The following is a 13,132-nucleotide window of genomic DNA, read 5'->3' on the forward strand; positions in this document are numbered from 1 at the left end:
ATCGCTAACAGCTACGTATTATCGTTCCAATTTGTTAGGAATGCCTTCGCAACCACCGGGAATTGTCGCTCTGGTTTTTTCGCCACCCCAAGCACAACAGTATTGGCGCTGTTCTTCCGAGAGTCCCTCAACATTGGTGAAATCGGCATTTTCCACTACAGCGCCCGTGTAAGCACCTGTTTTGTAGTTGGCGTAGGGGGGTTGCGTGTGAGTGCGAGGGGTCGCAGTTTCCCCCGAACCATAGAACAAGCGGGTGGCTTTGAAATCGGCACCGGCAAGATTCGCTTCATACAAGATGGTGCGAGAGAAATTAGCCTTGACTAAATCGCAATTGCTTAAGTTAGCACCAACAAGATTGGCTTCGCTTAAGTCTGTGCGGCGCAAGTCGGTGCCAGACAAATCTGCCTTCGCTAACATGACTCCTAAGTCGATAACGCGCACGCCGTTGACGCGGTCTTCTGCATAGCCTCCAAGTCCGTCAAAGATAGCTCGACCTAGGCGGCGATCGCGTTCTAGGGGAGTTAGCAATTTAGAACTGGACAAGAAGCGCAGAATTTTGGCTTTCCCGCTGGCGTCTACACTGCTCAAGATAGCGGCGGTGCGCCCTTCGGCTAGTAACCGCTCTTGAGGCCAATCTTCGAGCAGTCCTTCTTCATCTAATACCAGGTCGGAGATGCCCTGAAAATAAGTATCGATTGTCTGCTGCTGAGTAATCAGGTTTTGCTGAATCGTCAGGGAGTTTTGCTGAATCGTCAAGTCTCTGGAGATAATGTACTGTCGCCACGCCACGTATACGGCGATGACGGCAATGAAAATTTGCCCTACAGCTCCTGTCCATTCTGCTAGGGAACCGAGTTCATCCCATTTTTGCTGGTTTAACCACTTGCCGATGTTTTGGTTGATACCAGAGAACTTGAGCAAGCTGATGAGCGATAAGATTGTTCCGACGATGGCGACGATGACAGCTCGCTGTTTGGGAGGTAGCATCTCATCCAGCACGGGTTCCAAACCAAGCCATAGCATCCGCAGCGATACGACTAGCCCCACGATCGCTCCTGATATCCCGATCCAGAAGTTATTAATCGCTAACCCTAGGATGACTAAGGCGATCGCTATCAGGACGACGGGCGTTCCCTGCGGAACAACTGGATTCTTTTTGGACACTACCAGCGATCGCGGCATGGTAGCCAAATGTTGCTCGTATTGGTTCCGCCCGGACGGTGTCAGCGATTGCATCTGCGACGGGCTGTTCACAGCAGGTCTGTTACCATTGCCACTATCTTGAGCATTTGACGGTGAATTGGACTGGGAAGGATTAGGCTCTGTCGTCATTGTGTTAATTCATCAAGCAGGCACAGTAAACCCATGCTTTATGGTAGCGGCTGCGGCAGTCAACAAGATTTTATCTAATAGAGCAGGCAAGTGTTAAGGGCAAATGGCGCTGAATGCGATCGCTCTGTTTCCTCTTTTTCCTGTAGTTCGAGAAAGGCGCGATCGCTATCATAAAATAAGCAACTCAACAGAAACCAGGAGAATAATTCATGAATACCCAATTAGTTGAATCCCTAGTCCAAGTTATTTTATCTCTGCCACCGGATGAGCGATCGCTACTTGAAGAAAAACTATTTAGCAATATACCCTACCCTTCAACCCTTGAATTAGCGCACCTTGCACAAAGCGGAGGAGCTTTTGATTTTCTCCACGATGAACCTGATATTTACACCCTCGAGGATGGAGAAGCAATCTAGTAAGACTTAAAAAAGGAGATATTGTCCTAGTTAATTTTCCCTTTACAGACTTAAGTACAACAAAATTACGTCCTGCGTTAGTGCTGACGGCAAGTTCTGCAATAGATGAAGTGACTCTTTGCTTCATTTCCTCTCAAAATGCCACCAGCTTAAGTCTTGAAGAATTTGCTCTCAATATTTCAGACGCAGAATTTTCCAGCACGGGATTGCGAGTTTCTTCTAAAGTTAGGGTAACTCGAATTCCTACCCTTGAACGTAGATTAATCATCAGACGCTTAGGAGAGTTGGGTATTCTGCAAATGCAACAATTGAACGAAGTGATGATTCGGGCATTTCAAATAATGTAACTTGTGCAATCAGCAGCCAGAAATCCGCTGTTTTCTTTCCTCTGCGCCCTAGGGAGTCGTCTGGGGTTCGATAAAACCCTTACAACCCCAAATCTACTGCCACGCGATGAGCGCAGGCAAACCCAGAAAATGCCACTGCATTTAAACCCTGCCCTGGAAACGTACTGTCTCCCACACAATAAAGTCCCGAAATCGCAGTTCGATTGAATGGCATTCCCAATAGTCCTAATAACTTGTTTCTAGGAATTGGGCCATACGTACCATCTGCACGACCTAAAAAGCGCCGATGCGTGCGGGGCGTCCCGACTTCCAGATAATCTAACCCTGCATCTAAACCGGGGAAAATCTTCTCTAGCCGCTCAATGATTCGTCCTGCTGCCTCTTCCTTTTTCTGTTCATATTCGCTAGAAGAAAGTCCCTGCCAATTTTCAATCCAATCAGGGGTAAAGGCGTGCAGAATATGATGACCTTCTGGTGCTAAATCCGGATCGAGTAACGTAGGAATCGACAAAAAGATCGTGCCTTGCGCCGCTTCCATCTTCTGCCAATCTTCTAGCAAAATGTGGTGACAGTCCGTACCAAGCGGCAGCACATCTGCCTTAACGCCTAAGTGCAAACTTAAGAAACCCGGCGATTTTTGATAACGATTTTGCCACTTCTTCTCAGCCCCTGGTATTTCTTCCGCTGGCAGTAACTTCTCAAAAGTATCCCAGCGCGTTGCATTGGAAATAATCCGCTTGGCTTCATAGACTTTTCCATTGGCCAACTCGACGCCTACCGCTCGACCCTCTTGGGTAATAATTTTCGTCACCTTAGCTTTGTACTGAATCTGTCCCCCAGCTTTTTCCAGCCCCTCCACCAGTTTTTGGGCGATTTGTCCTACACCCCCTTTAGGATAGTTAATGCCGCCGTAGTGCCGGTCTGAGAACACCATCCCTGCATTAATCATCGGTGTCCGGTCAGCGGGGACAACTGACCAGCAGTAGCACTCCATGTCGATAAACTTCAGTAGCTGCGGGTCTTTGATGTATCGCCTTGCAATATCACCAGCATTTTGAGGCAAATACTTTACCAAGCCGAGACAGGCTAAGGGATGCTGAAAAAATGCCCGTGTCAGATACCGGGGTTCTTCCAACGACAGCAATTCCATCGCATTCAGGCAGTTGAAAACTTTCCAGCATTCGTCGTAGAAGCGTCGAATCCCTTCCCGTTCGTGGGGGAAGTAGGCAGTGAGTTCTTGCAAAAACTTCTCATAATTGCGATGAACTTTTAGATCCAAACCGGCGGGAAGATGGTAATGAATCTGGACGGAATCGGGGATGGTTTCCAGACTGACATTCACAGCATCTAGAGCGCGGGTGAGCAGATTGGTGGTGCCCTGAGTCCCAAACCCAAAAATCATCGACGCCCCTACGTCAAATCGATATCCCTGCCGCTCAAAATATCCGGCACTGCCACCTGGAATTAAGTAACTCTCCAGTACAAGAACTTTAGCGCTTTTGGCTGCCAGTTGGGTGGCTGTTACCAGCCCTCCAATTCCAGAGCCAATCACGATGACATCAAACGTTTGTGCAGTGGGAGATTTAACAGTAGTTGAAGGCATGAGGCAGCAGTAAGGGAAAATTTTACTCATTTCAATCCCTAATAGGGATTAACACAAAAATGCTCCGCTGCCAATAATTCAACCAATAACTCAATCCTTTGGGGTCGCATGTATCCCACTAGGCTGCATGAGTTAAAGAGTACTTTTACTGGGCTTGTGTCTTGCCTCTAAAAAAAATGGGACTAGCCTGCTACTGCTAACCAGCCCCACCTGCCGATCCTTAATGAGAGGAGAACACTGAAAATAAATATAGCCTTGTTGCAAATATATGTCAATACTATTGCAAGTGATTTTCAATAGAAAAAACTAAGTTGCTTGGAAGCTGGTTGGAGCTATGCGCTTTTCGCTACCCGATCGATGCTTTTGGGGTTGGGTTTGGTGACAAAGAAACCCAACCCAGAATCATTCTGGGTTTCCAGACATCCCAGGAGGTTCTATGATAGGTCAGGTCTTTGAGCTGGCATCTGACTGCCAAAATCGCAATTATGACTCTCCAACTGCGTGTCTATGTTCCTCCCCATCCACTGATTAAACATTGGCTGGCTGTTGCTCGTGATGCTGCGACGCCATCGGTGCTGTTTAAAAGCGCGATGACGGAACTGGGGCGCTGGCTGACTTATGAGGCAACTAGAGAATGGTTGCCGACGATAGAAACAACCGTACAGACGCCCCTGGCTGAATGTCCTGCTACATTTATCAATCCAGAGGTGCCACTGGTTGTGGTGCCGATTTTACGGGCAGGATTGGGGTTATTAGACGGGGCGCAGACGTTGCTGCCTTTGGCATCGATTTACCATATCGGTTTGGTGCGGGATGAGAAAACCCTGGAAGTTAGCTGTTATCTGAATAAATTGCCGGAACGGCTTGACCCTCAAACGCGGGTTTTAATTTGCGATCCGATGCTGGCGACGGGTGGAACCATGATGAGGGCGATCGCAGAACTGACTCAGCGAGGCGTTGACCCAGCTTTAATGCGGATTATTTCGGTTGTGGCAGCGCCACCCGCTCTGCAACAGCTTTCTGTCGCGTATCCGGGTTTGATTGTCTATACGGCAATGATTGATGAGGGTTTGAACAGCCACGGGTATATTGTACCGGGGCTGGGAGATGCAGGCGATCGCACGTTTGGCACCTGACGCGGTATCCAAAGCGGTATCCAACGCACGATCCAAAAGATGAGCAATCAAAGATGAAATCTGTGTTCAGATTTCTTACTTAGGACGACTGACAACTGAACAGATGACTCCTTAGACTGGTAGGCATCGAGGTCAGCAAAAAGTTAACCTGAAAACAGTTGCAACAAGAAAAAAAACAACGGTAATTTTAAGATGAGTCAGCGCGATAGTTTTGGCAGTGGATTTCTGGCTGGAACGATAGTTGGCGGTCTAGTCGGTGGAATTGTCGGAGCGCTGGTTGCTTCTGGACGCGCGTCCGAAACTAACGACACACCTGACGCCTCTCTGCTCAATCCTGGCTCGTCAGAAGCGAAGCCTAGCAAGGGGAAAAAGCGTCAGCTAAAAGATTCAGAAAGTATTGAATTTGCACGGCGAGGCTTAGAGGATAAAATTGCTCAGTTAAATGCAGCAATTGATGAAGTCCGGACTCAGCTAGGCACTGTAAATGGCAAAAGTACAGAACTAGAGCGGGAGCGATTTTCTTCCTCAGATACAGCACGAATTTCTGAAAGGGGTCGTTCCCTAGGAACATCGCTTAATCAAGATTCCTAAGTTTCAATCCGGTAAATCCGTTAAACTGTCTTCAAGTTTCAAGCGTTCACCAATTTTAACAAGGAACCTTCAACACCGATGAATTCTTCAGCTGAATTACTGATCAATACGATCTCCACCTTTCTGAACATGTATATGTTCATATTGATTGTACGGATTCTTTTAACTTGGTTTCCGACAGTCAATTGGATGAACCAGATAGCTTCTACCTTGAGTCCAATTACAGACCCTTACCTCAACCTTTTTCGCTCGATTATTCCTCCGTTGGGTGGTCTGGATATCTCCCCGATTTTAGCGATTTTTGTGCTGCAAATTCTGGCTGGATTGTTCTCCAGCATTCAATTCACTCCGGGTTTTTAGGGTCAAAGGATTTTAGATTTGGATTTTGGAGTGAATCTATAATCTAAAATCCTTGCAATCAGATATTAACGGCGGATTTGTTAACGGCGGACTTGTTAACGGCGGACTGTACCGTTAAATCCAGCGGCTTTGAATTGCTTGAGCTGTAACGGTGTCGGCTGGTTTGCAGCAACCGAGATCCTGAGTTCAAAATCGCTGACTCCAGGCGGCACTTCTTCGATCGAACCGAGGCGCGTTCGGTTTTGCATTACCGAGTCGCCATTCGCGTCGTAAATGCGACCAAAAATATCGGCGTTGTAGACATATTTATCAGAGTCATTTTGAGCTTTGCCGGTAACAATGTAGCAACTCGCGGCTCTGGAAGCGCCGGTACTCATAACCGCCCCATCTGCTAACTCAGATGGGCAGTCATGGTAGGAAAGTTCAGACAGTTTAATCTGTGTCAATGCCAAAGCGGAAGGAGTAAACAGCAAGTTCACAACTCCGATAAGGCAAGAGATGAAAAAAATAGACACAGCTCGAAATCGCATAAACCGTACCATGACTTCAGGTTTTTTGGGAACTTCACCCCTCAGCTTAGCGCGAATCTAGTCAAACAGGAGCTTCGGGATATCTTGACAATTCTGCGATAATAGGGGATCGCCCTTAATGAGCGCTCTAAGTCTGGGCATTCCCACTCAGAATCACCGAGATAGCTCTGCTGTGTGGCGATCCATTCCAAAGTAAGGAATTGATTGTGACCCGATCTGAGATTGAAGCGGCACTGCAAGCAGCATTTAGTCTATGTGAGGAGGCTGTATATCCTCTCAGCGATATGCAGAAGCAAATTCTGCTGCAAGTTCTTGTCAAGGAACTGCTGGGTGCCCAAGGGGAGAACCCGGCGAGTGGTGATGAAAATGCCGATGGTGCGAATCCATTGGAGGAACTTACAGCAGAACAAGTCAAAGCTTTACTGCAATTTGTCAAGGAACAAGAAAGACAAAATCGCTCTTGGAAGATTACGTTACTCAATGACTGGTTGAATAATCAAGATTCGGGAGCGATGCAATTTTTACGCGATCGCTATGGCTTTGGGTGGCTCTATCGCATTCAGCCGGTTCATCTGGCTGAGTATTATGAGCGGGAGGGCAAGCAAGGGTTAAAGCTGAAAGTAGGCGATCGCATTGAGGTTTCTAATGGTCTGTGGGAGTGGGTGCAAGAAAACGGCCCCTGTAGTCGCGAATGGTTTCCCTGCACGGTGGTTGGGGTTTACGAGACCACAGAGAGCGGGGTCTCTCATACTAACTGCATTATCCGGTTTGAGAATGGCAGCGAGTATGAGATTCAAGGCATTTACGAATGGAATCGTTTTAACTGGCAATGGCCCAAAAATTAGAGATTCCGATTCTTGTAAAGATTAACTGCAAACTCATCCAGAATCGTGGTTCCCGATAGCTGCTGCGTTTGCGCCAACTGGTAACGAGATTGCAAAACTCGCTGGATTTCCTGCTGAATTTGCTGTTTTTCTGCCTCCGTTTTGGGAGCCTTATTCACAGGACGGGCGCTCTCTAACCAGAGAATCCGAGGATATTGCGTTGCTTGTCCGCTTGTCAGAACTTTTTCTAAAGCAGGTGCAAGGTCGGCAGGATGCTGTGCTAATAGCTGAACCGGGGCAGTGAGAGGAAGATAATAAGCCAAACGCAGAATGTGACCCCAAGCGCGGGAGTTCATCACGATTAAAGTTGGCGTTGTAGGTTCCTGTTGAATCAAATCTGCTATCTGATGGAACATCGAGCGGTTTCTCGTGCTGAAGTCCCCGATGCTGATGCCCAGATACAACAGCAGCAAACCTGCTACCGCTACTCCGCGCCAGCGTCCCGCCGCCCGTTCCAGCCATAAAGCAATTAATAGCAAGCATCCAGGCAAAACAAAAATCAGTGCCCTTCCACCGCCAAAGCCAATCGTGTATTTGCCAGCGAGAATATCCACTGCAAATGCAATGCACAGGGGCAAAATTCCCAGTGACAAAGCCATGAATAAGGTACGACGCTTTCCTTGCCGCCAGAGGCTAAAGGTACACCCGGCTAGTAACAAAATTATCAGGCACCCTGCCACAATCGCGAGGGTCGCTTCTGCGGGAGTTTTGACGACATCTCCCACCCAGTCTCCCAGTAACAAGTGACTGCTCAAGGTTTGGGTAACATCTGCGAAATGATTTCCCTTGGAAAACTGATTGCCCACTTCACCCAGACGCCCCTGCTTCCGAGTTCCCCAAACAAACCAAGGCATCCACAGCAATACACCCGCCCCCAAACGCAATCCGTGCTGCCACCACCGCCGCCGGTCAAAGATGAGGACAAAGATGCCTAGGGTCATCACCCAGTAGACAAAAAGATACTGCGTCAGCAGTCCAGCAGCGACTGAAACAATCAGAATCGCACTCCAGAGAATCGATGAGCGGTTGCTGGGATGATGGGATGATGGCGTAGCGTCTGGTTCAATTTCCCACTCGGAGGCTCGGAGACTCTCTGTTGCTCCTTTTGTGTCAACCAGATGCAGCATTGCCCAGGTGCTGAGAATCGTCCATAAAATCAGCGGGCCATACATCCGGGCATTTAAAGAGTGGAATAAATAGAAAGGATTTGTACCGAGTAAGGCGGCAAAAATCAGTCCGCCGCGATGTCCCATCACAAAACGTCCTAATCCGTAAGCGCCGCCAATTGCACCTACACTCAGCAATGCGCCCAGACCTCGTAAGGCAGCTTCGCTATTGCCAAATAGCTGTAGCCAGAAGTACAGGCTGAAATAAGAAAGCGGCGGATGGACATCGCCCAAGATACCTTTATAGACATCTTTGATCGTTCCTACGACATCACCGGCTCGTGGGATCAATAAAGCGCTGTAGTCCCGCAGGTTGACGGGTTGCGCTCCCGGAGCTTGATAGTCAATGCCGTGACCGCTGGCGAGGATCAGGGATAGAACTTCGTCGTACCAAAATTCTCGGCTGCCTAGATAGATAATTCTTAACAAAACAGCGATCGCGATCGCGCCTAGGAGCAACATCTCCAGCGACAACCAACGCCGCGATGATTTAGGAACTGTGAAGCTTCGGCTCATAATATTGACGAAATTAGAATTTAGGTTAAAGTGCAGTCAAGTTAGGTGAAACTTGACATATATTAGCTTGTCTTTGTTTTTTTATGTCCTTAGATATTGACCCAGTAGAACTCTCTGTGGTAGTACCGCTTTACAACGAGGAGGACAATATTGACTACTTGTTTGAGCGGCTCCTATCGGTACTAGAAACTGTGAATACCACCTACGAGATTGTTTGCGTCAATGATGGCAGTAAGGACAATACCCTGAAGTGTCTAATTGAGCATCATTATCGTAACCCAGCGATTAAAGTCGTCAACTTGTCCCGCAACTTTGGCAAAGAAGTCGCCCTCAGTGCCGGACTTGACTATGCTGCGGGTGCTGCCGTAATCCCAATTGATGCCGACTTGCAAGATCCGCCAGAGTTAATTAAGGAACTGGTAGACAAATGGCGCGAAGGCTATGATGTCGTTTATGCAACTAGGCGATCGCGTGATGAAGGTTGGCTAAAAAACTCTACAGCCAAAGCTTTCTATCAGATAATTGGCAAGATGAGTCGCGTCCCCATCCCCCGCAATACCGGGGACTTTCGGTTGCTCGATCGGCGTGTGGTAGAAGCCATCAAGCTACTGCCAGAACGAACCCGGTTTATGAAAGGACTCTTTGCTTGGGTAGGTTTCAAGCAAACTTCTGTTTTATTCGATCGTCCTCCACGTTATAAGGGAACCACGACGTGGAACTATTGGCGTCTGTGGAACTTTGCCCTAGATGGAATTACTTCCTTTAGTTTTCTCCCTTTAAAAGTATGGAGTTACGTGGGCGTTACGATATCTTTTTTGTCATTTATTTACGCTAGCTTCTTATTCTTTCGCACTCTAATTTTTGGGATCGATCTTCCGGGTTATGCTTCCATCATGGTGGCGGTGTTATTTCTAGGAGGCATCCAGTTAATAACACTGGGGATCATTGGCGAGTATCTTGGTCGTGTCTACGAAGAAGTCAAAGGACGTCCGCTTTATTTAGTGCGCGAAGCTTATGGTTTCAAAAGTCAGGAACTAACCGAAAAGCGTCACAAGTCAGAAGTCAGCACTCAAGAGGCTTTAGTAATATCTGAAGAACGAATAAGCAAGGATTAATCGCGAATAACTCCGAACTTACGCGCTGAAAGCTTGAAACCTAGCTCCCCCTAACCTCTCTAAAAAAGGGAGAACCGGAAAAGTTCCCCAATTTATCGAGGGATTTAGGGGGATCTCTGCGTAAGCCCTATTACTAATGACAAATGATTAATGGCTAAAAACAAAGGAGTTTTTGTTGAACGCTAAAAGTGGCATTTTCCTATTGACTGCCGTCTGCATTGTAGCGACGGGACTCGCAGTATATTTTTTGGGAGGCATCGATCCAGCTCAACTCCAAACATGGCTAAATCAAGCTGGTATCTGGGCACCGATTATTTATATCGTTTTCTATACCTTGGCGACACTGTTAATCTTGCCTTCTACAGCACTAAATCTTACCAGTGGCGCAATTTTTGGTCCTTGGTTGGGGACGCTTTGGACGAGTATTGCCGCCGTGATTGCGGCTGTAGTGGCTTTTGCCTTTACGCGCACGGTGGGGCGTGAATTTGTCGTTCAAAAGTTGGGTGGACGCTTGCAAGCGATTGATGCGGAGATGATTCAGGGTGGCTTATTCTATATGTTTGCCATCCGCCTACAGCCAATTATTCCCTACGGCTTAGTTAATTTTGCCGCTGGTTTGACTTCAATTCGCTTTCGGGATTATCTACTAGGAACCATTCTAGGAACCATCCCCGGAGTGTTGCCATTTGTAATGTTAGGGAGTTACGGCTTACGGGCGCTAAAAACGGGTGATTTCTTGCCCTTAATTGGTGCCTTGCTATTAATTGCGATGTTGGTTGGGGGCGCGACTTGGTATCGTCGTCGCCGTACCGATCCTCGAAAAGCTTTAGAGGAGATCGAACGGAAGCGCCTTCAAAATCCTCTAGATAAAGCAGACGAGTAGCGATCGCATTCAGATTAACCTTGTCTATTTTCAGGGGAACACCAGGGAGATACGGGTTCAGTTCTTGCCTGCTGGATTAACTTGAGAATTTGCGATTCATCACATCCATAGTTTGCTAACAACTGCTGAGCTTGCTTTTTAGCATCATCAACAGATACGCCGAAAGCGATTATTTCTTCCTCTTGGCGTCCGGTGACGCTATCAATTGCAATAACGCAGCTGTAAAGTGGTGGTCGCTCCTCCTGTATTGGTTGCTGCACCATTGCTACTCGTGCCTCCTGGTAGTTTCTGCTGTTTGATGGGATGGATAAATTTTTCTCAATTCGTGCGGTGCCCTAAAAGTGCCGTAGGGGCACGAGGCACAATATCTGGATTAAATCCCCCCACTTGGTTCGTCCGAATTACCCACAAAGCGGCTCCATTATTTAACAAAATCGTGGCAATTTCATCATGCGCCCGTCGAGGTAACATGGTTCGCCAAGTTGTTGCTGCCTTCAAGACAGTGGTAAGGGTGCCGTCCGCTGTCCTGGTTCCTGCTAAATTCTCAGCGTTTTCTTGCCAATCGGAACGAATAATCCCTAGGGGTGCTAATTGCTTTTCAAGCGATCGCCCTAATTTCACGAGTTGCTGAAATCGTAAGGTTTGAGCGTCGGTAGGATGACGTCGCAACCACTCTTGAATCCGAGGATTCGACGCCACCTGTTTCTCTACCTGCTTAATCGTCACAAAAAGCGCTTGGTTAGCATCTTGTACGCAAGAAGTTGAGGGTGTCACCACTGAACTACCCGTTCCATCTCCAATCCGGTAGCGTGCCATCATAATATCCAACTGGCGCATAAATTCTTTCATAGGTGACAGTTGGATGCCATCAAAATCATAATCTTGCGTCACAGCATCGAGCTTGACAATCGCATCGGATACAGGCCGATTTCCCAGCCAACCCCGCTGCAAATCTCCCATATAAGTAGACCATTTCATGGTGCCAGCAATAATCCCATCCGGATTATGGGCGTAAACTTGCCGATACTTGATGTCAAAGCGTAACTCATCCGTGAAGCGATCGCGCACGACTGTCGCAATGCCATAAGCAAAATGTCCCGTAACTACGCCCAGCGGTTCGGGTTCGGGTTTTTTACCCCCAATTCCACCGTATGTATGAAGGACAATTGCTCGATCTCCCTCGCGCCATTTCGATACCGCCTCGTTAAATTGTTGACTTTTTGGATCGAGTAAAACTATCTTGGCGGTTCCTTTTTGACCTTCAGTACCTTTCCAAAGTTCTTTTTTCAGATAGGAATTAGCAGATTTCCGATTTACCCGCACTTCATCCGGTTGCAAACGCATCAGGGCGCGGGGTTCAATTGCCTGGGTGACAAATATTCCCTCGGCATCTTTTGTCCCATAAATGTACCAGCCTGCGGAATTGAGGGGAGACTTTTCAATTCCTCGATTTGTTGACCGAGTAATCCCGTTGCGGTCAGATGGCACTTGAGGAATCCGAATGGTTTCTAAAGGTCCATCAAATTGTTTTGTTTTTTTATTAAAGTGACGTACAACAAAACGATCCGAAGAAGACGTTGCGCTAACGCTATCTGCTTCCTCTCTTTTAATAATTGTCACTAAAGCATAAATCCGACCCGTGACTTGTACGGGTTCTTGAGGAATCCTCAGCGAGTGGCGTTCTTTTTGGTTACTGGTGACAACAACTGGGTTTTTGAGTTCCACGACGACATCATCTTGAGGTCGCGCTCCAGCCAAGGATTCTAAGGGATCGACATTTTGCCAATTGTTTAATCGGTCAGGATGCAAATTCCCCGTTTTTTTACTATCTTCAGTTGCCTGAATAAATTTGACATCTTGCGTTACAGCCTGGACAAATCTTTGCACTTCTGCGTCCCGGCTCCATTCTAAATTTACAATTTTTCCTACTAGATTCTGATGCGCGAAATCAGCATTATAAACTTCAAAAAGCACCGATTTTCTAAGCTGTCTCTGCTCTTTCGGTAGTAATATTAGGCGTCCTGTCCACACGCTGACGGGTTGATAAACACTCGATGAGATCGGATAATTAACCGGATAAGAATTTGGTTGATTTAATTGATTTTTGAGGTAAATTTCATAATTTGATATATTGTTTTTGTTAGCAGAATTTTTTAATGTATAATAAATAAAAAAGCCCGAACCCAAAAGCAAAAAAGTCAGGCTAACGAAAACTCTTAAAAAGACTCGTTTAAATCGTTTAGACTTAATCAA

General features: G+C 47.1%; 14 protein-coding genes. 8 read left to right on the plus strand and 6 right to left on the minus strand.

Going from position 1 to position 13,132, the window contains the following annotated elements; genetic code table 11:
* Window positions 1-18 precede the first annotated feature (18 nt).
* Complete coding sequence (locus tag NDI34_RS07320) at window positions 19-1,332, minus strand: pentapeptide repeat-containing protein (protein ID WP_348232293.1); 1,314 nt, start codon at window positions 1,330-1,332, stop codon at window positions 19-21.
* A gap of 209 nt (window positions 1,333-1,541) precedes the next feature.
* On the opposite strand from NDI34_RS07320, the gene NDI34_RS07325 reads away from it, so the two are divergent.
* The gene (locus tag NDI34_RS07325; protein WP_190535094.1) at window positions 1,542-1,748 is read left to right on the plus strand and encodes a hypothetical protein; all 207 of its coding nucleotides are present in this window, start codon (window positions 1,542-1,544) and stop codon (window positions 1,746-1,748) included.
* A gap of 20 nt (window positions 1,749-1,768) precedes the next feature.
* The gene (locus tag NDI34_RS07330; protein ID WP_348232323.1) at window positions 1,769-2,095 is read left to right on the plus strand and encodes a type II toxin-antitoxin system PemK/MazF family toxin; all 327 of its coding nucleotides are present in this window, start codon (window positions 1,769-1,771) and stop codon (window positions 2,093-2,095) included.
* 79 nt (window positions 2,096-2,174) lie between these two features.
* Here the strand turns inward: NDI34_RS07330 and crtH are convergent, their stop codons facing one another.
* Window positions 2,175-3,698: a carotenoid isomerase gene (crtH, locus tag NDI34_RS07335; protein ID WP_348232324.1), complete on the minus strand. Its 1,524-nt coding sequence runs from the start codon at window positions 3,696-3,698 to the stop codon at window positions 2,175-2,177.
* A gap of 485 nt (window positions 3,699-4,183) precedes the next feature.
* Here crtH and upp point away from each other — a divergent pair, with 485 nt between their 5' ends.
* The 3 genes from upp (at window position 4,184) to NDI34_RS07350 (ending at window position 5,785) form a co-directional block, all read left to right on the plus strand.
* Complete coding sequence (upp, locus tag NDI34_RS07340) at window positions 4,184-4,834, plus strand: uracil phosphoribosyltransferase (RefSeq protein WP_190410465.1); 651 nt, start codon at window positions 4,184-4,186, stop codon at window positions 4,832-4,834.
* Between the two features lie 192 nt (window positions 4,835-5,026).
* Complete coding sequence (locus NDI34_RS07345) at window positions 5,027-5,425, plus strand: hypothetical protein (RefSeq protein ID WP_190667589.1); 399 nt, start codon at window positions 5,027-5,029, stop codon at window positions 5,423-5,425.
* A gap of 78 nt (window positions 5,426-5,503) precedes the next feature.
* Complete coding sequence (locus NDI34_RS07350; protein WP_190410467.1) at window positions 5,504-5,785, plus strand: YggT family protein; 282 nt, start codon at window positions 5,504-5,506, stop codon at window positions 5,783-5,785.
* 95 nt (window positions 5,786-5,880) lie between these two features.
* Here the strand turns inward: NDI34_RS07350 and NDI34_RS07355 are convergent, their stop codons facing one another.
* Entirely contained in the window at window positions 5,881-6,315 is a 435-nt protein-coding gene (locus NDI34_RS07355; protein ID WP_190667597.1) for a hypothetical protein, read from the minus strand.
* Window positions 6,316-6,521: 206 nt separating this feature from the next.
* On the opposite strand from NDI34_RS07355, the gene NDI34_RS07360 reads away from it, so the two are divergent.
* On the plus strand, window positions 6,522-7,160 hold the full coding sequence (locus NDI34_RS07360; protein WP_190410468.1) for a hypothetical protein: 639 nt from the start codon (window positions 6,522-6,524) through the stop codon (window positions 7,158-7,160).
* Here the strand turns inward: NDI34_RS07360 and NDI34_RS07365 are convergent.
* Window positions 7,157-8,881 (minus strand): glycosyltransferase family 39 protein, encoded by a 1,725-nt coding sequence (locus NDI34_RS07365; RefSeq protein ID WP_190667591.1) that lies wholly within the window; start codon window positions 8,879-8,881, stop codon window positions 7,157-7,159. The two genes, NDI34_RS07360 and NDI34_RS07365, sit on opposite strands and share 4 nt — an antisense overlap.
* Window positions 8,882-8,964: 83 nt before the next feature.
* Here NDI34_RS07365 and NDI34_RS07370 point away from each other — a divergent pair, with 83 nt between their 5' ends.
* Both NDI34_RS07370 and NDI34_RS07375 read left to right on the plus strand, forming a co-directional pair.
* Window positions 8,965-9,996 carry a glycosyltransferase family 2 protein gene (locus NDI34_RS07370; protein ID WP_348232294.1) on the plus strand — a complete coding sequence of 344 codons (1,032 nt, stop codon included), beginning with the start codon at window positions 8,965-8,967 and terminating at the stop codon, window positions 9,994-9,996.
* Between the two features lie 172 nt (window positions 9,997-10,168).
* On the plus strand, window positions 10,169-10,879 hold the full coding sequence (locus NDI34_RS07375; RefSeq protein WP_190535105.1) for a VTT domain-containing protein: 711 nt from the start codon (window positions 10,169-10,171) through the stop codon (window positions 10,877-10,879).
* A 14-nt stretch (window positions 10,880-10,893) separates the two neighbouring features.
* Here NDI34_RS07375 and NDI34_RS07380 read toward each other — a convergent pair whose 3' ends face one another.
* Together NDI34_RS07380 and NDI34_RS07385 are read right to left on the minus strand one after the other, a co-directional pair.
* Window positions 10,894-11,142: a hypothetical protein gene (locus NDI34_RS07380; RefSeq protein ID WP_190525251.1), complete on the minus strand. Its 249-nt coding sequence runs from the start codon at window positions 11,140-11,142 to the stop codon at window positions 10,894-10,896.
* A gap of 55 nt (window positions 11,143-11,197) precedes the next feature.
* Window positions 11,198-12,853, minus strand: coding sequence for an abortive infection protein (locus tag NDI34_RS07385; protein WP_348232295.1), 1,656 nt, complete (start codon window positions 12,851-12,853; stop codon window positions 11,198-11,200).
* Window positions 12,854-13,132 lie beyond the last annotated feature (279 nt).

The organism is Trichocoleus sp. DQ-U1 (genome assembly GCF_039961925.1).
Taxonomy (GTDB): Bacteria; Cyanobacteriota; Cyanobacteriia; order Cyanobacteriales; family FACHB-T130; genus FACHB-T130.

Excerpts from the sequence above, each read along its gene's own strand:
- NDI34_RS07320 (WP_348232293.1), bottom strand. The coding sequence starts at position 1,332 with ATGACGACAGAGCCTAATCCTTCCCAGTCCAATTCACCGTCAAATGCT.
- NDI34_RS07325 (WP_190535094.1), top strand. The coding sequence starts at position 1,542 with ATGAATACCCAATTAGTTGAATCCCTAGTCCAAGTTATTTTATCTCTG.
- crtH (WP_348232324.1), bottom strand. The coding sequence starts at position 3,698 with ATGCCTTCAACTACTGTTAAATCTCCCACTGCACAAACGTTTGATGTC.
- upp (WP_190410465.1), top strand. The coding sequence starts at position 4,184 with ATGACTCTCCAACTGCGTGTCTATGTTCCTCCCCATCCACTGATTAAA.
- NDI34_RS07345 (WP_190667589.1), top strand. The coding sequence starts at position 5,027 with ATGAGTCAGCGCGATAGTTTTGGCAGTGGATTTCTGGCTGGAACGATA.
- NDI34_RS07350 (WP_190410467.1), top strand. The coding sequence starts at position 5,504 with ATGAATTCTTCAGCTGAATTACTGATCAATACGATCTCCACCTTTCTG.
- NDI34_RS07355 (WP_190667597.1), bottom strand. The coding sequence starts at position 6,315 with ATGCGATTTCGAGCTGTGTCTATTTTTTTCATCTCTTGCCTTATCGGA.
- NDI34_RS07365 (WP_190667591.1), bottom strand. The coding sequence starts at position 8,881 with ATGAGCCGAAGCTTCACAGTTCCTAAATCATCGCGGCGTTGGTTGTCG.
- NDI34_RS07370 (WP_348232294.1), top strand. The coding sequence starts at position 8,965 with ATGTCCTTAGATATTGACCCAGTAGAACTCTCTGTGGTAGTACCGCTT.
- NDI34_RS07380 (WP_190525251.1), bottom strand. The coding sequence starts at position 11,142 with ATGGTGCAGCAACCAATACAGGAGGAGCGACCACCACTTTACAGCTGC.